General features: G+C 65.9%; 18 protein-coding genes and 1 pseudogene. 15 read left to right on the forward strand and 4 right to left on the reverse strand.

The annotated features are described in order from the left end of the window. Positions 1 to 106: 106 nt before the first annotated feature. Complete coding sequence (gene metE, locus M5C96_RS13240) at positions 107 to 2,497, forward strand: 5-methyltetrahydropteroyltriglutamate--homocysteine S-methyltransferase (RefSeq protein ID WP_272563648.1); 2,391 nt, start codon at positions 107 to 109, stop codon at positions 2,495 to 2,497. Positions 2,498 to 2,511: 14 nt separating this feature from the next. Here metE and M5C96_RS13245 read toward each other — a convergent pair whose 3' ends face one another. Further along, complete coding sequence (locus M5C96_RS13245; RefSeq protein WP_272563649.1) at positions 2,512 to 3,462, reverse strand: hypothetical protein; 951 nt, start codon at positions 3,460 to 3,462, stop codon at positions 2,512 to 2,514. Positions 3,463 to 3,676: 214 nt separating this feature from the next. Between M5C96_RS13245 and M5C96_RS13250 the strand changes: the two genes are divergently transcribed. Further along, complete coding sequence (locus M5C96_RS13250) at positions 3,677 to 3,835, forward strand: DUF3309 family protein (protein ID WP_272552633.1); 159 nt, start codon at positions 3,677 to 3,679, stop codon at positions 3,833 to 3,835. A 132-nt stretch (positions 3,836 to 3,967) separates the two neighbouring features. Here M5C96_RS13250 and M5C96_RS13255 read toward each other — a convergent pair whose 3' ends face one another. The 3 genes and pseudogenes from M5C96_RS13255 to M5C96_RS13265 form a co-directional block, all read right to left on the reverse strand. Next, positions 3,968 to 4,498 carry a hypothetical protein gene (locus M5C96_RS13255; RefSeq protein WP_272563650.1) on the reverse strand — a complete coding sequence of 177 codons (531 nt, stop codon included), beginning with the start codon at positions 4,496 to 4,498 and terminating at the stop codon, positions 3,968 to 3,970. Between the two features lie 219 nt (positions 4,499 to 4,717). Beyond that, positions 4,718 to 6,184, reverse strand: a pseudogene (gene cycA, locus M5C96_RS13260) (D-serine/D-alanine/glycine transporter). Positions 6,185 to 6,656: 472 nt separating this feature from the next. Further along, the gene (locus M5C96_RS13265; RefSeq protein WP_272563652.1) at positions 6,657 to 7,607 is read right to left on the reverse strand and encodes an IS5 family transposase; all 951 of its coding nucleotides are present in this window, start codon (positions 7,605 to 7,607) and stop codon (positions 6,657 to 6,659) included. A gap of 133 nt (positions 7,608 to 7,740) precedes the next feature. On the opposite strand from M5C96_RS13265, the gene M5C96_RS13270 reads away from it, so the two are divergent. The 13 genes from M5C96_RS13270 to M5C96_RS13330 all read left to right on the forward strand — a co-directional run bounded on the left by M5C96_RS13270 (position 7,741) and on the right by M5C96_RS13330 (position 17,828). Then, entirely contained in the window at positions 7,741 to 8,001 is a 261-nt protein-coding gene (locus M5C96_RS13270; protein WP_272563653.1) for a hypothetical protein, read from the forward strand. A gap of 802 nt (positions 8,002 to 8,803) precedes the next feature. After that, positions 8,804 to 9,352 (forward strand): PFGI-1 class ICE element type IV pilus protein PilL2, encoded by a 549-nt coding sequence (pilL2, locus tag M5C96_RS13275; protein ID WP_272563654.1) that lies wholly within the window; start codon positions 8,804 to 8,806, stop codon positions 9,350 to 9,352. Beyond that, complete coding sequence (locus M5C96_RS13280; protein ID WP_272563655.1) at positions 9,336 to 10,343, forward strand: hypothetical protein; 1,008 nt, start codon at positions 9,336 to 9,338, stop codon at positions 10,341 to 10,343. Before pilL2 ends, M5C96_RS13280 begins: the two co-directional genes overlap by 17 nt. Position 10,344: 1 nt before the next feature. Further along, positions 10,345 to 10,911, forward strand: a complete 567-nt coding sequence (locus M5C96_RS13285; protein WP_272563656.1) for a hypothetical protein — start codon at positions 10,345 to 10,347, stop codon at positions 10,909 to 10,911. An 89-nt stretch (positions 10,912 to 11,000) separates the two neighbouring features. Next, positions 11,001 to 11,741 carry a transglycosylase SLT domain-containing protein gene (locus M5C96_RS13290; protein WP_272563657.1) on the forward strand — a complete coding sequence of 247 codons (741 nt, stop codon included), beginning with the start codon at positions 11,001 to 11,003 and terminating at the stop codon, positions 11,739 to 11,741. 4 nt (positions 11,742 to 11,745) lie between these two features. After that, positions 11,746 to 12,285, forward strand: coding sequence for a DUF2859 domain-containing protein (locus M5C96_RS13295; RefSeq protein WP_272563658.1), 540 nt, complete (start codon positions 11,746 to 11,748; stop codon positions 12,283 to 12,285). Then, positions 12,282 to 14,573, forward strand: a complete 2,292-nt coding sequence (gene traD, locus M5C96_RS13300) for a type IV conjugative transfer system coupling protein TraD (protein ID WP_272563659.1) — start codon at positions 12,282 to 12,284, stop codon at positions 14,571 to 14,573. Before M5C96_RS13295 ends, traD begins: the two co-directional genes overlap by 4 nt. A gap of 10 nt (positions 14,574 to 14,583) precedes the next feature. Further along, positions 14,584 to 15,378: a TIGR03747 family integrating conjugative element membrane protein gene (locus M5C96_RS13305; RefSeq protein ID WP_272563660.1), complete on the forward strand. Its 795-nt coding sequence runs from the start codon at positions 14,584 to 14,586 to the stop codon at positions 15,376 to 15,378. Between the two features lie 19 nt (positions 15,379 to 15,397). Then, positions 15,398 to 15,736: an integrative conjugative element protein, RAQPRD family gene (locus M5C96_RS13310; protein ID WP_272563661.1), complete on the forward strand. Its 339-nt coding sequence runs from the start codon at positions 15,398 to 15,400 to the stop codon at positions 15,734 to 15,736. Between the two features lie 13 nt (positions 15,737 to 15,749). Further along, positions 15,750 to 15,980 (forward strand): DUF3262 family protein, encoded by a 231-nt coding sequence (locus M5C96_RS13315; RefSeq protein WP_272563662.1) that lies wholly within the window; start codon positions 15,750 to 15,752, stop codon positions 15,978 to 15,980. 76 nt (positions 15,981 to 16,056) lie between these two features. Further along, complete coding sequence (locus M5C96_RS13320; RefSeq protein ID WP_272563663.1) at positions 16,057 to 16,473, forward strand: DUF2976 domain-containing protein; 417 nt, start codon at positions 16,057 to 16,059, stop codon at positions 16,471 to 16,473. A gap of 96 nt (positions 16,474 to 16,569) precedes the next feature. Next, positions 16,570 to 16,983: a TIGR03750 family conjugal transfer protein gene (locus M5C96_RS13325; RefSeq protein ID WP_272563664.1), complete on the forward strand. Its 414-nt coding sequence runs from the start codon at positions 16,570 to 16,572 to the stop codon at positions 16,981 to 16,983. A gap of 29 nt (positions 16,984 to 17,012) precedes the next feature. Further along, positions 17,013 to 17,828 carry a PFL_4703 family integrating conjugative element protein gene (locus M5C96_RS13330; protein WP_272563665.1) on the forward strand — a complete coding sequence of 272 codons (816 nt, stop codon included), beginning with the start codon at positions 17,013 to 17,015 and terminating at the stop codon, positions 17,826 to 17,828. Positions 17,829 to 17,838 lie beyond the last annotated feature (10 nt).

Raw genomic sequence — 17,838 nt, forward strand, 5'->3', positions numbered from 1 at the left:
GATATTCTCAAGATGAAGGCACAAAACTTTCGTTTGAATAATAAATGCAATCACCGGACCATGGCGGCCTGCCTCAGCGCACCACCCATTCAAAGGAATTTCGACCATGGCCCAATCACCCATCTCCACCCACACCCTCGGCTTTCCGCGCATGGGCGCACACCGCGAACTCAAGGTCGCGCTGGAAAAGCACTGGCGCGGCGACCTGACGTCCGAGGCGCTGGAGGCCGTGGGCGCCGATCTGCGCGCCCGACACTGGCAGGCCCAGCGCGACGCGGGCCTGGCCTTCGTCACCGTGGGCGACTTCGCCTACTACGACCATGTGGCCAACCACATCCAGCTGCTGGGCGCCGAGCCCGCGCGCTACGGCTTCCTGCCCAGCCAGCCCGAGCTGGCCCGCTACTTCAAGATGGCCCGCGGCGAGTCCACCGCCACCGCGGCCCCCTGCCAGGGCGAGTCGGGCCAGGGCGCCTGCGGCCACGCGCCCGCCACGCCGCACGCCAGCCAGTTCGCGCTGGAGATGACGAAGTGGTTCGACACCAACTACCACTACCTCGTGCCGGAATTCACGCCGGCCACCACCTTTCGGTTGGCCAGCGAGCGCCTGTTCGAAGAGGTGGCCGAGGCACAGGCCCTGGGCCACCCCGTCAAGGCGGTGCTGCTCGGGCCTCTGAGCTTTCTGTACCTGGGCAAGGAAAAGGCCGAAGGCTTCGACCGCTTCTCGCTGCTGCAGCCGCTGCTGGACGTGTACGAACAGATCCTCGCGCGGCTCAAGCGCCAGGGCGTGGCCTGGGTGCAGATCGACGAGCCCATCCTGGGCCTGGACCTGCCCGATGCCTGGCGCCACGCCTTCGAGCCGGCGTACTGGCAGCTCAACCGCGCCGGCGCCCAGGTGCTGCTGGCCACCTACTTCTCGCCCCTGCAGGAAAACACCCGGCTCGCGTCCCAGCTGCCCGTGGCCGGCCTGCACGTGGACGCCGTGCGGGCGCCGGAGGACCTGGTCGCCGTGACCGACTGGCTGCCCAGCCACAAGCTGCTGTCGGTCGGCATCGTGGACGGCCGCAACATCTGGCGGGCCGACTTGGACGCCGCGCTGGAGCGCCTGGCCGCCATCGCCGCCAAGCACCAGGGGCCGCTGTGGATCGCGCCCTCATGCTCCCTGCTGCACGTGCCTTTCGGCCTGGCGTCGGAAGACCGGCTCGATGCCGAGGTGAAATCCTGGCTGGCCTTCGCCCTGGAAAAGCTCGGTGAGCTGCATACCCTGCAGAGCACCCTCAACGGACAGCCCGATGCGGCGGCCCTGGCCACCGCGCGCGCCGCCATCGACAGCCGCCGCGCCAGCCAGCGCGTGCACCGCCCCGATGTGGCCCGGCGCCTGGACGGCGCCCCGGCCGGTGCCGACCAGCGCACCGCGCCCTTCCCTGTCCGGCAGGCCGCGCAGCGCCAGCGGCTGCAACTGCCGCTGCTGCCCACCACGACCATCGGCTCGTTCCCGCAGACCGCCGAGATCCGCGCCGCCCGCGCCGCCTTCAAGCGCGGCCAGCAAGCACCGGATACCTACCGCGCCGCCATGCAGGCCGAGATCGAACGGGCCGTGCGCACGCAGGAGGCCCTGGGCCTGGACGTGCTGGTGCATGGCGAGGCTGAGCGCAACGACATGGTCGAATACTTCGGCGAACAGCTCGACGGATTCGCCTTCACTGCCAACGGCTGGGTGCAGAGCTACGGATCGCGCTGCGTGAAGCCGCCCATCCTCTTCGGCGACGTCGCCCGCCCCCGGCCGATGACGGTGGACTGGACCGCCTTCGCGCAAAGCCTCACCCCGCGCCCCATGAAGGGCATGCTGACCGGGCCCATCACCATCCTGCAGTGGTCCTTCGTGCGCGACGACCAGCCGCGCAGCCGCACGGCCGAGCAGATCGCCTGGGCGATCCGCGACGAGGTGAGCGACCTGGAAGGCGCCGGCATCGGCATCATCCAGATCGACGAGCCCGCCATCCGCGAAGGCCTGCCGCTGCGCCGCGCGGACTGGAAGACCTACCTGCAATGGGCGACCCGGGCGTTTCGCATCAGCGCCTCGGGCGTGCGTTCGACCACGCAGATCCACACCCACATGTGCTACAGCGAGTTCAACGACATCCTGCCCGAGATCGCGGCCATGGATGCCGACGTGATCACCATCGAGACCAGCCGCTCCGACATGGAGCTGCTGCGAGGGTTCGGGGCGTTTCAGTACCCCAACGAGATCGGACCCGGCGTGTACGACATCCACTCGCCCCGCGTGCCCGGCGTGCAGGAAATGCGGCGCCTGCTGGAGAAGGCCGCGCAGGTCGTTCCGGTGGAAAACCTCTGGGTCAACCCCGACTGCGGCCTGAAAACCCGCGGCTGGCCCGAAACCGAAGCTGCGCTGCGGAACATGGTGGACGCCACTCGCGCGCTGCGACGCGAGTGGCCAACCTCGAACGTGGCAGAGCCAGAGGTGGCAGCCAGCGCCTGAGGGCTTTTGATGGCTTATTTGGGTGCTGCGTCGACCATCGCTTTGGCCGCAGCTTCGATGGTCTTGCGGTGAGCCTCAGCCATTTTGGTAATCACGTCGCGAATGGCTGCTTGTTCCTGAATCCTGACATTCAACTCAGTCAGCGCGTTCGCGTTGACCTCCTGCTGTTCTTGCATCCGTATCAGCCGCAGCGTCTTTTCGTCAACCTGGATTTCTTCATGAAAACCTTGGTTTCCTGGGCCGGCATTGATGTGAACATCGACATCGATGTCGCGCTCATCGTCGGAGCCGCTGTCCGAAGGAGGCGGCCCTTCCATGTGCACATCGATTTCTTCATGGGTGTCATGATTTTTCGGCGCGGTGCTGATGTGGACATCCAGGTCCAGTTCAGTCTCGCTGTCGGAATCGGTGTCCGAAGGAGAGGGCGCGTCCATGCCCAACTTGATTTCTTCCGGGCTGCTGTGGCTCGGCTTCACCGGCAACGGTGGTGGCGGGGGCGGCGTGGGCGGGCCGCTGACAGGCACCTCGGTCGCTTCGGCAGGTACCTGCTCATTAGAAGGAGGCGTCATCGTGATGATCGCGTCTTCATTACCGCTATTGGTCTTCTGCATTTTCTGGAAAAGCGGGCTGCTGTGAATGTCATTCAGCAGGGAGGCTTTAACGTCATCGGAATTTTTACCGTCGCGCGATTTGATCAGGCTGTCGCGTACCGCTTCGGCACTCAGTTCTCGCTTCTGGCTCTGAATCAGCGAGTTCTTTCGCAGCAAATTGATGTTGGAGCGCGGTGCCAAGCTGCCTCCAAGCTCCCCTTTCGATTGGCTATTGGCCTGCAGGCCGTCGGGGCCACCCAGGCTTTTGCGCGATTCCGACCTCTGAAGGGTCGGCTCCTTGATGGAACCTGAATCCTTCAGGCCGGGAAGCCCTCCCAGCTTATTGGAGGAAAGGTTATTCACAGAAGTAGTCATGGCAAGCCTGGGCGTGGATCGATGGTGATCGAAGTGTGCGCAAGCCCGCCGTCCTCCCCCCAAAAGTAGCGAAGGCATCACCCTCGAAGCGAAGGCAGCAGCACAACTTTGCATCGAACCCCTCCTACGAGTGCAGGGCCCCCAGTCCTGCCGAAACAATTGTTTCAGCATTCGACACTTGGTCTACCGCTACTCACCTACTCCAAAGGAAACCATGTCTATTTCTCTCATCCTGCTCATCGTGCTGATCTTGATCCTGGTCGGCGCCCTGCCTACCTGGGGCCACAGCCGCTCGTGGGGATACGGTCCCAGCGGCGGTATCGGATTGGTGGTGGTGATCCTGCTGGTCCTGCTGCTGATGGGCCGGATATAAGCCCCATCGACGCCGTGCTACCGCGGTGTCGATTTTTCAAAAAGGCGGCCTACCAGGGCCGCTTTTTTGCGTCCGCTCATCAGTGGCTCCAGCGAGCACAGCAGCCCGCCATTCCACCACCAAGACGATTGATCACGCAGGCCGCTTCTCTGCCGCGATGAATGCCATCGAGAATCGGGCGAACTCCTTGCCTTCCACCACCCCATTGGCATTGCCCCCCTGATCCATCAACTGCAGGATGGCCTGCGACAGTTCGCTGTTGGCGGTCTTGGCGCCGGAGGTGTCTCCCAGGCCCTTCATGAATTCTTCCTGGGAGATCTTGCCGTCGTGGTTGGCATCGAACCCCGCCGTCAGCTGCTCTTTCTGCGCCTGGGTCGCGCCGAACTGGGTGAGCAGCTCTCCAAAATTCTCCGTGGAGACCGACCCGCCCTGCGACGACGCGAGGGAAGACCGCGCCGCCACGCCCCGGGCGGATGCGGCCGCGCTCTGGCCCGCGACGCCGGACAGCGCCTCGGCTTCTTTGCTCAAGGTGATCTGCGTGGAGGGCTCGGCGGGCGAAGCGCCGCTGCCCCGCGCGGAAGCCGAGGGTTTCGCCGCCCCGGAGGACGACGCGTTGAACAGCAGGGATGCGACCGATGCAAGGCCGGAAATAAGGGGTGTCATCGCCAAAGTACTCCTGTCGGTGGCGAAGCAGTCCACACAAGAAAACGCCCTTCGCCCGGCCCATGCAGGGTAGGCCCTGGCGAAAATTCCAATGCGGTGAAAAAGCCCCCATCTCCAGGCCATTAACCTCCCATGGACTGTTCAGGACCGGGCCCCACCTGGGTCCATGGGTGGCCCAGCCCAGAAGCGGGGCGTGACGGAGCCTGAACGATCCGAAAATCACCCCCGCTCGGGTGCCACGCGGCCGCCCAGTGCTCCGGTCGGAGCATTGCCCGGCAGCGAAGCGTGCGCGCCCGGCGGCCGGCGCCGCACGAACTGATACGCCAGCGCCAAGAGCACGAATCAGGCGGGCGTGGCCAGCAAGGCCTGGCGCGTATCAGCCTCGAACGACAGCAGCACCACGATGCCGGCGAAGAACGCCAGGCACACGCCGCACATCAAGGCGCCGCCCGGCATCTTGTACCGCGAGGCCGCATGCAGCTTCGGCCGCTGGCGGCGGTAGGCGATATAGGACAGCAGGATCATCGACCAGACGAACATGTAGAGGATGGCCGAGACGGTGGTCACCAGCGTGAAGGCCTCCACCAGGTCCGGAATCACCCACATGAGAAAAGCGCCGGCCAGCAGGCAGGTGCACGAAAACAGCAGTCCGCTCGAAGGCACGCCGCGGCGCGACAGCTTCGCGAAGCGCCCTGGCGCCACGCCTTTCTCGGCCAGGCCGAACAGCATGCGGCTGGTGGAAAACACCCCGCTGTTGGCCGACGAGGCCGCCGAGGTCAGCACCACGAAATTGATCACGCTCGCCGCCGCGGGCAGCCCGGCCAGCACGAACAGCTCGACGAACGGGCTCTTGCCGGGCACCACCTCGCGCCACGGGGTGACGGCCATGATGGCCACAAGCGAGAACACATAGAACACGATGATGCGCAGCGGGATGGAGTTGATCGCGCGCGGCAGCGTGCGCTCCGGGTCCTTGGCCTCTGCGGCGGTCGTACCGACCAGCTCGATGCCCGCGAAGGCGAACACCGCGATCTGGAAGCCGGCGAAGAACCCCATCCAACCGTGCGGGAACATGCCGCCGTCGTTCCACAGGTTGTCCACGCTCGCCGTGCGGCCCGAGGGCGAGACGAAATGGGCGTAAACCATGTAGAACCCTGTCGCCACCAGCGCCATGATGGCCACGATCTTGATCATGGCGAACCAGAATTCGATCTCGCCGAAGAGCTTTACCGTGAGCAGATTGAGCGACAGCAGCAGCCCCACGCAGGCCAGTGCCGGCGCCCACTGCGGCAGGTGGGGGAACCAGAACTGCGAGTAAGCCGAGATGGCGATCACGTCGGCGATGCCCGTGATGATCCAGCAGAACCAGTAAGACCAGCCGGTGAAGAACCCCGCCCAGGGGCCGAGCAGATCGGCCGCGAAATCGATGAAGGATTTGTACTGCAGGTTGGACAGCAGCAGCTCGCCCATGGCCCGCATCACGAAAAACAGAATGAAGCCGATCATCATGTAGACGAACACGATCGACGGCCCCGCCAGGCTGATCGTCTTGCCAGAGCCCATGAAGAGGCCGGTGCCGATGGCCCCGCCGATGGCGATGAGCTGGATGTGCCGGTTGGACAGGCTGCGCTGCAGATGGTCGCTGTCGTGCCGGCCCGGAATGTCGGGCGAAACCTGGGTTGCCATGGAAAAACCTCCTGATTGATGTTGTTTCCTCGGTGCGAAAGGCATTCAGGGCAGCCATTGCCGTGCCTGGATGGATCGCGATTCCGGGCTTCTGTCCCAAGACGCAAGGCGCAGTGCGCCGGACTGGCCCGGCTCAGGGTATTCCCTCCCTGACCGATGGAAGGGCGGGAGGATAAACCAGTCACGCCCCAAATGGGTGCAGCGCTGCATCCAAAGGTTGGCGGGTCGGGTCGGCCACCCACCTGTTCGGCCACACGATAAGCCAGGCAGCGGCTCCGCAACGGGGACCCGCCATGGCGCGGTGTATCAAGAGCGGATCGTTCGTCGGCTCGGAATGAGCGTTCCGATTCAAATCCGGCTTTTTTTGAAAGATCGATTATCGAAACAGGCTGGATCGATTATTGGGAGGGCTTTGTTGGGCGCTGTTGCACAAATCGAATTGCAGACGGCATGACCCCAACCCCAGACGGACCTATGCCACAGCAGTCACCGACACGGTGTGAGGACGGCCGATCTGACTGAACCGATTGAGCAAGGCCACGCGGACATGCAGCTCCACAACCTGGCGGTCGAACGTGCGCGCGATCACCCGTTCGCCCAGTCGCTTGAAGCAGTGCATCTTCGTCTCCACAAGGCTGCGCCGGTGGTAGCCGCTCCACTTCTTCCAAATGCCGCGACCCAGGCGCTGGCACGCCCGAATGGCCTCATTACGATGCGCCGAGCCCGGACTCGACTTCTTCCAATGGCTGGCGTTCTTGCGGGGCGGGATCACCGCCATCGCGTGCCGCTCGGCAATGGCGTCCAGGCAGGCGCGCGTGTCGTAGGCGCCATCGGCACTGACGCTTTCGATGGATTCGTCAGTGGGAATCTGAGCCAGCAACCCGGGCAACATCGGCGCATCCCCAATGGCGTTGCTGGTCACCTCGATGGCGCGTATTTCCAGCGTCTGCGCGTCGATGCCCAGATGGACCTTGCGCCATTCGCGCCGGTATTCAGCACCATGCTTCTTGCGTTTCCACTCTCCTTCGCCCAGGAACTTGATGCCGGTGCTGTCCACCAGCAACTGCAGCGGCGAGTTGGTTCGCTGGTAGCTCAGTTCGACCTGCAAGGTCTTTTGGCGCCGGCAAACAGTGCTGAAGTCAGGTACCGGCCAGTCCAGCTTTGCCAGCCGCAGCAGGCTCTGCACCATGCCCAGCGCCTGTCGCAAGGGCTGGCCGAACAGGCACTTGATGCTCAGGCAGAACTGGATTGCTGCGTCCGAGAAGGTTCGGCTGCGTCCACGCCTGCCGGTCGGCGTGCCAAACCACTGCATGCCCTCATCTAGCCACATCGTCAACGAGCCTCGCGCTTTCAGCGCCGCGTTGTACGCCTTCCAGTTCGTCGTGCGGTACTTGCTCCGCTGCCTGTTCTTCGTCTCTGTCACGCAGTCAGTCTACGGGCATCAGCATCGCGATTTGTGCAACAAAGCCCTATTGATGACATGTAGCAGGCCGGTTTCGATTCGTGCAGAGAATCGCTAGAGTGGCTATACAGTACATGGCAGTAGAGATGCAACCATGAAGAGAGTGCAAATATCATCTGGCGAATTCGTCAACGTCTCTGATGCGATGGAGCAACAAGCTGCGCGCATCTTCGCCTCGGGCGCCTCAGTGCAAGCACGGATGCAAGCTGCGAAATTCCCTGAAGCGGCCCGCTCAGCTACAGCCTTGCTAGGTCGTGGGCGTGTGATGTTGCGAGAAGATGAGTCAATCGATCAGACCTCCACCAACGGGCGGTACTATGGCGTTCACACGGCCAAACTCCCCGGCCAACACTGATTTCAGGTTACTCCACCCCTTCAGCCCGCCTCGTGCGGGCTTTTTTCTTTCTGCTGCGACAGTGCTGCTTGGCCAGAGCTGAGGCAGGTCCCGACGCTTGGCGCTGAGGCAATTCGACGGCTGCCCGATCAGCCGGCGAAAGGCTGGTCCGCCGCTACGGCGTATGGCTTAAATTCGCACATGTTGTATGTAGTATTTCTATACAACATACAAATAATACATGGCAGCCTCCAACTCGGCAGGCCGCGCAAGCCCTTTCACTCACCGCTCACAAACTGCATAACCGCCTTGCTGCCCGGGCTGTGGCAGGGTCTTTCGGGATCATGGGCCGGCGCCCCGCCGCCGGCCCATGACTCCTCGCCCTTAAAAGCCCTTTCCCCCCGTCCCCGTAGGCCCTTTCGTGCGTCCGACGATTTAGGAGGACGCACGCCCTTTGGATAGGCCCCTTCACCCCGTAGGAAGCCCTTTGCCCGTAGGCCCCCGCCCTCGGGGGACGCCTTTCTCCTGCATGCGCCTTTCACCCACGGTATTTCACGGAATTCCGCAGCTTTTCTGGCCTACCATCTGACGGAACGCCCGTCAAGCGTAAACCGTCCGCCACGTAGCGGAGGGTTTCGGCTTGAGGCCGCCACCTACAAAAAAGACACTGCCGGCCATTGGCGACGTTTGCCCGGATGGGTGACGTCTTTGGCCCGCAGTCTCTTGGCTTGCGGGCGTTTTCTCTACAGGTGGTGGATTCATGGGGCAGGCGCACGCAAGGGCGGCAAGTGCAGCGGCACGGGTTGCGGTGATGGGCACGGCGATGGGAGTGCTTGGCTGGCTGGCGATGCCGGCCCAGGCGCAGGCAGTGGGCGATGGCTCGGTGCGCATCGGCCGCTACAGCACGCAGCAGGCGGCGCCGGTAGCAAGCGCCGGCGACCCGCTCGCCGTGTTCGCCACCATCACGTTCCCGCGACAGCAGGTGCGCACGGTGGGCGATGCCGTGCGGCACACGCTCCTGCGCACGGGCTGGCAACTGGTGGACATCGCCGCGCTCTCGCCCGAGGCGGCGCGCTTCCTGGCACTGCCGCTGCCCGAGTCGCAGCGCGTGCTGGGTCCGTACCGGGTACAGGACATCCTGGATCTTCTCTTGGGCACCACTTGGCAGTGGCACCACGATCCGGTGCAACGGCGCCTGTGGTTCACCGTAACGCCGGCCTATGCCCAACTGACGCAGGCCAGCCCTGCCGAGGCTTCGGCCGGTGCGACGGCGCAGCCGGTGCCGGACCAGGGTGCCCGGTCTTCATCGGGTGCACCCCTGGAAGCCTTTGCTACCCACGCCAAGGAGGCCCGCGATGCAGCAGCACGTTGAACCGCACATGGCCCGCGACACAGCGCAAGATCCTGGCCAGCACGCCCATCGGGATCAGGAGATCGACCTCCTGCTGGACCACCAGGATGACGTGCATCGTCAGGACGGCCAGCCGATCGATGGCCAGGATGCCGCCAGGGCATGGCACCCAGACACCGCTGCGATGCCGCTGGGCAACGACCCGCAAGCGCCAGCGGATGCCGATGCTCGCCCGCGCCGGCCATTCGGCAAGGCAACGACATTGATCCTGGTCCTGCTGCTGGCCCTGATCGCCTGGATGGCCTACGGCCGCTGGATGCGCTCGGATGTCCCGCTGGCGCCCGAACCGGCCCAACCGGCCGCACTGGCCCAGCCGGCCGAACCTGCGGCCACCACCGATGCCGCCCAGGCCGATCCGGCCTCGGCTGCGGCCAGCCTCGCCGCGGCGGCGCCGCCGCCGGCATCGGCCCCGATGGCGACCGCGAGCGCGGCGGCACCGCAGGCCTTGCCGGAGCCGACGCATCCGGAACTGCCCGCGATCGACGCCGCACCGGCATCGGCCAGCTCGCCCAAGCCCGGCGCCATGGAAGCCGGCGCGGCGGCACCCACCGACGCCCAGGTCCAGCGCCTGGATCGCCTGGAGTCCCAGCTCGCACGCATCGAAGCGCTGCTGACGCAACGCACTGCGAACCAGGTTGTGCCTGCCGCCGCTGCCGCGGTTCCGGCCACCCGTCCCCAGGTCCGGCCCCGCGCTCCAGCAGCCAAGCCTGCGGCCGCTGCCCAGCCGGAGGCTCCGAAGCTCGCCGGCCAGCTGCTGTCCGTGGACCTCTGGGACGGCCGTCCTTCCATCGTCGTGGGAACCGGCGAGACCGCGGACCAGCGCGTGCGGGTGCTGCAACAGGGCGACTCCTACAACGGCATTACCCTCAAATCCATCGACGTGGCCGCGCGCCGCGCCACGTTCGACGTGGGCCAGGGCCGTCAGGTCCAGCTGTCCGTGGAGGGTCAGTGACATGCTGGTAATCCATTCGCGTGCTGCCATCGTTCATTGGTCCCTCGCCTTCCTGATCACGCTGGGTGCTGCGGCGCCCGCCGTCGCACAGCCCAAGACCCAGCAGCAGCGCACGCAGGAGGTGACCAGCCAGCGTGGCGGCGCTGAGCGTGCGGGCACGGTGCTGGACGAGAACGACCAGCTCATCGCTTCCATCTGGGGCCTCTCCGCCGAGGAGATGCTGCGCGCCAAGGTGCTGCTGCAGGGCCCTCGCAAGTCGTTCTCCGTGGAGAACCTCTCGCCCGTCGAGGCATTGGGCATCCATGCCCGCAGCGATGCGGAGCGCCGCAAATACGCAGAGATGTTCGCGCGCACCTTCCACGCGGACGTGGAGCGCTCACTCGCCTGGAATGCCGCCTTCACGGAGGCGATGGCCCGGATGTATCCCAATGAGCCTGTCATGGATTTCAGCGGTCAGGCCAAGGTGGCCGCACCCATCGGCGCGGCGGACATGCTCAACGTGCCGCGCTCCCTGGTGGTCGATACGTTGCCCGGCACCGGCACGCCGAAGGCGTCGAAGGCCCGCTGATGCAGACGATGCTGCCACGCCGATCCATGGTGCTGGGCTTGCTGGCGGGTATGCCTGCGTGTGTCATGGCGGGCGAGTCTGAGCCTGGAGTGTCGCCTGCCTCACCATGGCCCATCGGCCCGTGGCTGCCCTACCGCCCCGAGGACGTGAAGCGGATCGAACCGACAGGAGCGCCACTGCCGCACATTCCCCGCACTGCGGCTGCGCCGACGCGCCGTATCGATCCCGTGCTGCAGGACATGCGCCCGGAGATCCCTCTGCAGCACACACAGGGCCAAGCATCCATGGTGCCGAGCCATCCACCGAAGGCCTACGCGGTCACCGCAGGGCGCATGGGCATACCGCCCTGGCTGCTCTTCGGCGTCGCCCTGCAGGAGTCCAAGCTCAAGTTCGGCGAGCGCACCCTGCCCTACCCCTGGACGCTGTGCGTGCGGGGCCAGGGACTGCGCTACGCCGACTACCCCGAGACGCTGGCCGCGCTCAAGGGCTTCATCGCCCGCCGCGTGACCAACATCGACATCGGCGCGATGCAGGTCAATTGGCACTGGCATGGCGACAAGCTCCAGCAGCCCGAGCGCGCCCTCGATCCCTACCCCAACCTCGCCGTGGGAGCTCAGATCCTGCGCGGGCATTTCGAGGCGGGCGGCAACTGGCGCCGCGCCATCGCGCTTTATCACACGGGCTCGGACAACACCCGCGAGACCCTCGCGCGAGGCGCGCGCTATGCCGATCAGGTGCTCCAGCGACTGGGGCGCATGGGCGTGCCCGTGTCTGCGCTGCTGCAGAGCGCTCCGCGTCTGGCCTTGGGAGGCTCGCATGCGCAGGCTTGATGCAATGCTTTTGGTTTCCGCGCTGCTGTGGACTGCCGCAGCCAATGCGGGCCAACCACCCCTGGAACATCTTCGGGGGAGCGATGCCACCGTGCCCGTGGCTCCCTACCTGGCCGCGCTCGTGGGCGGCGAGGACCAGCAAGGCGTGATGCAAGGCATGACGTTCCCGCTGCGCACCAGCCTGCGCCAGGGCGTGCTGGCGACCGAGGGCATCTCCGTGTTCAACGCCCGCTGGATGACCCAACCCATCGCGGTGATGGGCACCGACTGGGCATCGCTGCAGTGGCTGCATCTGCACCAGGACCGTCTGCGCGCGCTCGGCGCCTCGGTGGTGGTCGTCGCAGCCGGCAGCGAGGACGAGTTCAAGGCGCTGCAGCGCACCGCAGCCGGCGTGCCGGTCGCGCCCGCGCAGAGCCCATGGCTGGAGTCCCGCATGCGTGCAGCTGGCGTTGCCATCTACCCCGTCCTCATCGGCCTGGATGGCCGGGCGCGCCAGATCATCTTCGACGGGGCCGAGGACGATCTCGGGAAAGGCACGCCATGAAGAACCACGCGGTCCTGGAGGCGCTGCTGCGCCCTCCCATCGAGTTGTGGAGCGTGGCCATGGCCTGGGGCGTTGCCCTGGTGGCGGTCGTCGCGCCGTGGGCCCTGATGATGCCGCCCCTGCTGGGCTGGGTGGCGGCATTGATCGCGTTCGGCTTTGGCTACAAGCGCCTGCGCCAGGCGCTGCAGATCCTGCGCTACCAGCACTTCATGAAGTACTACAAGGTCACCCGCATCTCGCCCTCCAAGATTCCGGTAGGCAAGGACGAGTATTACCTGGGCGAGGGCTTCGAGTGGACGCAACTGCACACCCAGCGCAAGCGGGATGCCACGCGCACGGAAGCAGAGCCGTTCGTGAAGCCCAGCGCAACAGAGGTTGCCATGCGCCGCTGGGGCACGAAGCTCAACGAGGACATGCAGGCGAAGCTGCGCAAGAATCCCTCCGAGCCCACCTTGCTCGTGCGCGCCCTCGCGGGCGCCCTGGCCAGCGAGGCCTGGTTCAATCCCCTGCGCTCTTATCCTGACCTGGGCGGCTCGCCCATCCTGCACGGCGTGGGTGCGCTGCAGGAAGGCCCTGTCAAGATGCGCCAGTCCTCGCGCTCCGGCCACATGATCGTCATGGGCACCACGCGCGTGGGCAAGACGCGCATGCTGGAGATGTTCGCCACCCAGGACATCCACGCCGGCCACGTGACCATCGTGATCGATCCCAAGGGTGACGCGGAATTGATGCTGCGCCTGTATGCGGAAAGCTCCCGCGCAGGCCGTCTGGACCAGTTCTACCTGTTCCATCTGGGCTACCCCGAGATTTCCGCGCGATACAACGGTATCGGCAATTTCGCGCGCATCACCGAGGTGGCCACGCGCGCGACCAATGCCCTGCCGTCCTCCGGCAACTCGGCCGCGTTCAAAGAGTTCTCCTGGCGCTTCACCAACATCGTGGCGCAGGCCCAGGTGGCGCTCGGGCGCGTGCCGACCTACGAGACGCTGCTCAAAGACGTGACCGGCATCGACGGGCTGTTCATGGACTACGCCCGGATGATCTTCACGCGCCTGGCAAAACAAGGTCAACACACCGACTGGGAGAAGCGGGTCGCCGCCCTCGAAGCGGTCGTGGGCACAAGGGGCGGGCCGGCCATCTTGCGCAGCCTGGCGGACCGCTCCCCGGACCTGGTGGCCATGTTCCAGTGGATCAAGGACTCCAAGGTCGAGGACACGGTATTGCGAGGCCTGGCCGCCGCGTTCAGCTACGAGCGCTCCTTCTACGAGAAGATCATCGCCAGCCTCGGGCCGTTCCTGGAAAAGCTCACCACCGGAGCCGTGGGCAAGCTGATCTCCCCGGACTACTTCGATGCCAGCGACAAGCGGCCGGTCTTCGACTGGATGACCGTCATGCGCCAGGGCGGCATCGTCTATGTGGGCCTGGATGCCCTGTCCGACTCGGTGGTGTCCTCGGCAGTGGGCAATTCCATGCTGGCCGACCTCGTGAGCGTGGGCGGCAAGCTCTACAAGACCGGGCTCGATCCGCACCACCCGGATGGCAAGCTGCAACTGCCCACCGTGTGCTGCCACTTCGATGAGGTCAATGAGATCGCAGGCCCCGAATTCGTACCCATGGTCAACAAGCTGGGCGGGTCGGGCTTTCGGATCACGGCCTACACGCAGTCGATGTTTGACATCGAGGCGCGCGTGGGCGACAAAGCCAAGGCCGGGCAGATCCTGGACAACTTCAATCACCTGGTGATGTTGCGGGTGCGTTCGGTCACCACGGCCAACCTGCTGGCCGAGCAGGTGCCGCAAGTGGAGGTCGTGCACCTCACGCCCATGTCCGGCGTCACCGACACGGCGGCGCAGGGCACGGGCGTGGACTTCACGTCCCGCAACGACGACATCGTGACCACCACCAAGGTGGCGATGATCGAGGCGGCCGACCTTCTGAGCTTGCCGCAGGGCCAGGCGTTCGCGCTGCTGGAGGGCAACCGGCGCTTCAAGATTCGCATCCCGCTGGCGGACTCCACCAACGATCCGTTCGTTCCCGAGTCGCTCAATAAGGTGGCCAGCGACATGCGCAACCGCTACCGCACCAGCGAGCAATGGGCCAAGGAGACGGACTGGATGGGCGACTGGATGGCCGCGCAGCCGTTGGGCGCTGCGGCCGCGGACCTGATCGCCACCGACCTGGCGCAGGAGGACTCGGATGCAGGCGAAGACGGTGTGGATGCAACGGGGGCAAGCGAAGCCGCGATGACCGGCACGGCCCTGGGCCAGATCATGAGGCACGGATCATGAAGGAGCTGCCATGAGCGACGCGCCTCCCAAGGGACCGGTGCGCCCCCGCACGCGCGGCCCCGTCGAACTCGTGCTGGAGATCGGCATCGGCCTGACCTTCGTGGCGTTGTTCTCCTGGTTCGTGGGCATCCTCATCGAGATCGGCGGGATGTACCTGCTGTGGAAGGACGAGGGGGAGGTCCATGCACGCACGCTGGTGGAGCAGGACCTGGGATACATCGCCGCGGCACCGCGCAGCCTCCTGGTGCCCGACACGGTGGCGTTTTCCCGGCAGATCGTGCGATGGGTGCAGATTCCCTACGAGCGGCTCGGCGTGCTGCGCTGGTATGCGCGCTTCAACGGTCCGCAGGCGGCGCCTGAGCCCACGCCATCGCACGCCACCGCCGCAGTCGGTGGCAATCCGCGCGAGGGCAGTCCCTTGTCCAAGGGTGTGGGCCAGGTCAGCCGCTCCATGGGCAAGCTCCTGTCGCAATGGGCGCTGGTCTCGATGTACGTCGCGCAGGACGTGCTGCTGCGCATGTCGGTGGCGCTCTTCGCCCTGCCCGCCTTCGTCCTCGCCTGCCTGGTGGGGGCCGTCGATGGCCTGGTGCGCCGCGACCTGCGCCGCTGGGGCGGCGGGCGGGAAAGCTCCTTCGTCTATCACCACGCCAAGCGCTACACCGCCTGGTCGCTCACCGGCGGCTTCGGCCTGTATCTCACCTGGCCCTTCGGCGGCTTCAACCCCGCCTACATGGTCCTCGTCTTCACCGTCCTCGTCGCCGCCACCCTCTCGACCACCGTGGCGGCTTTCAAGAAATATGTCTGAACCCATCAGGAGAACCATGATGCAATCCCCGCCCTCCCACGAAACCGGCCAACGCTGCCGCAGCGCCTGGCTGATCGCCCTGCTGCTGGCGGCGGGCGCGGCCGCAACCGCTCCCGCGCACGCCAGCGACGAGGACACCGAGCGTGAGCACCTGGCGCGCATCGCGCACGAGATCGAGCGCGTGCAGGCCATGGTGGCCACCGCCGCGCAGGATGCGCCCACCGGCCAGCGCGTCAAGTTCCGCTACGACTGGCTGGCCAGCGACTTGCAGATGCTGCGCGAGGGCATCGAGCGGCACACCGACACCCCTCGCCAGCCGCGGCCCGTGGCGCCGCTGCGCGGCGACTACCGCCAGTGAGTCAGGTGACGCCATGAACCAGACCATGCGCGAGGCCTTCCGCACCGGCTCGGGCGCCGATCCCGCAGCCTTCAAGACCACGCTCACGCTCATCGTGAGCGCCGTGGTCCTGACCTTCTTCGCCTGGATCGTGCTGCAACTCATGGATGCCTACCGCCACGAGCGCATCACCGCGGTGCAGGCCACCGTCGCCGGCGTCAAGGCCATGGTGCTGCTCTCGCTCGTCTTCTACGTCGTCGTCTAGCCGCGACCGTTGCCTCACGGACATTGCTTCGCCCATGCCCATCACTCCAAAAACGTTCACAGAAGGAACCATTCCCATGCCATCGTCCCGACTTCAACGCCTGCAGGCGCTCGCCCGCAACACCCTGTCCCTCGCCCGGGACCGTGCAGCCCGTGCATTGCTCGCTCCTGCCGTGGCCCTGATCTGCACTCCCGCCCTGGCAGCGCTGCCCACCATGCCCAAGCCCGGCGAGGCCATCGGCGGCGGCACGGTCGCCGAGGGCGACTGGCTGGGCAACATGGGGGCCTTGATGAAGGCCGGCCTCATCATTCTCGGCCTCATCATCGTGGGCTATGGATTCATCCATGTCGTTGCCGGTGCGATCGCGAAATGGCGCGCCTACACCGCGGGTAAAGCGGAAAAAGCCGACCTGGTGGAGTATTTCATCATGGCCGGCGTACTCGGTGGGTTCATGGTGATCATGGTGACCTACGCGCTGGAAACCATCAAGTGAACCGGCAAGTCGCGCTGAATGCCCCGCACTCCCGACAGTCATCCAGACGCACCGCAGCACTTTGCAGCTTCGCGCGGGGCCCCGCTGACCGCTCACGTGAACGTCGAGCCGTCGATCTTCAACGGGATGACCACGACCGAGGCCAAGGTGATCGCAGCCGCGGCACTCGCTGCCTGTCTGTTCATGGGCGCCATCGTCACCGCGTTCACGGGCCTGTGGCAGGTCATGCTGATGCTCGCGATCTTCGGGCCGATGGCGGTGCTGTGGTTCTCCTCGACCTGGCTGGCCCGCATCAAGCGCGGCCGGCCCGATGGCTACTACACCCAGTACCTGCACCTGTGGGCCGCTCGCCGGGGATGGGTCCGGTGCCGCTTCATCGGGCACGAGGGCTGGTGGGACCTGGGGCGCTCCTTCGAGGGTTCCCTCGCCTCTTCCTTGCGGCCACCGAGGGAGGTGCGCAGGGATTCGCACGGCCAGTCCCATGCCGACACACATCACCGACCGGATTGATCCGCCCGATCAACTGAGCCACCGACACCATGAATCCCTACCTCGACGCCCTGGCCTCGGCCCGGGCACAGAACGCCACACTGCGCCACGCGATCCTCATCGTCGCCGCCATGGGCGCCCTGGGCATGTACTACGCCCACTCCATGCCCAAGAACCTGGACCTGCACCTGGCGCCCAACGTCAAGGCCGGCGACAGCGTGCACGTGGAGAGCGGCAACGCGCCCGTGCCCGACACCAACGTCTATGGCTTCGCGTACTACCTCTGGCAGCAGGTCAACCGCTGGCAGGCCGATGGCGCCAAGGACTATGGCTCGCAGATCTTCGCCCTGCAAGCCTTCGTGACGCCGGCCTGCCGGGCCCAGCTCGAAGCGGACATGCAGTCGCGCTACAACAGCGGCGAGTTGCGCTCGCGCACGCGGCAGATGACCGAGATTCCCGGCTTCGGCTACTCCAGCGCGCGCGTGGTCGCGGACGGCCCTGATGCCTGGACCGTGCTGCTGGACATGCAGCTCATGGAGAGTTTCCGGGGCCAGCCCGTCAAGGATGCGTTCATCCGCTACCCGCTGCGCATCGTCCGCTACGACGTGGACCGCGAGAAGAATCCCTGGCGCATGGCCATCGACTGCTACGGCGCCAACCGTCCGGCGCGCCTGGAGATGAGCGAGGTGCAGGCGGTGCGCAGCGGCCAGGCCGCGCCCAAGCTGCCCACCACCCTCACGCCCGCGGCCTTGCCGCGCACGGCCGACCAGCGCGTGGACCCCAACAGTCCTCAGGCCACGCCCCTGCAGGCCGAGGGCGGCGCTTCGCCCTCCGCATCCACCCCTTCGTCCCCTGCCCCCCAATGATGGTCCACCA

Origin of the sequence: Acidovorax sp. GBBC 1281 (assembly GCF_028473645.1) — a bacterium.
Taxonomy (GTDB): domain Bacteria; phylum Pseudomonadota; class Gammaproteobacteria; order Burkholderiales; family Burkholderiaceae_C; genus Paracidovorax.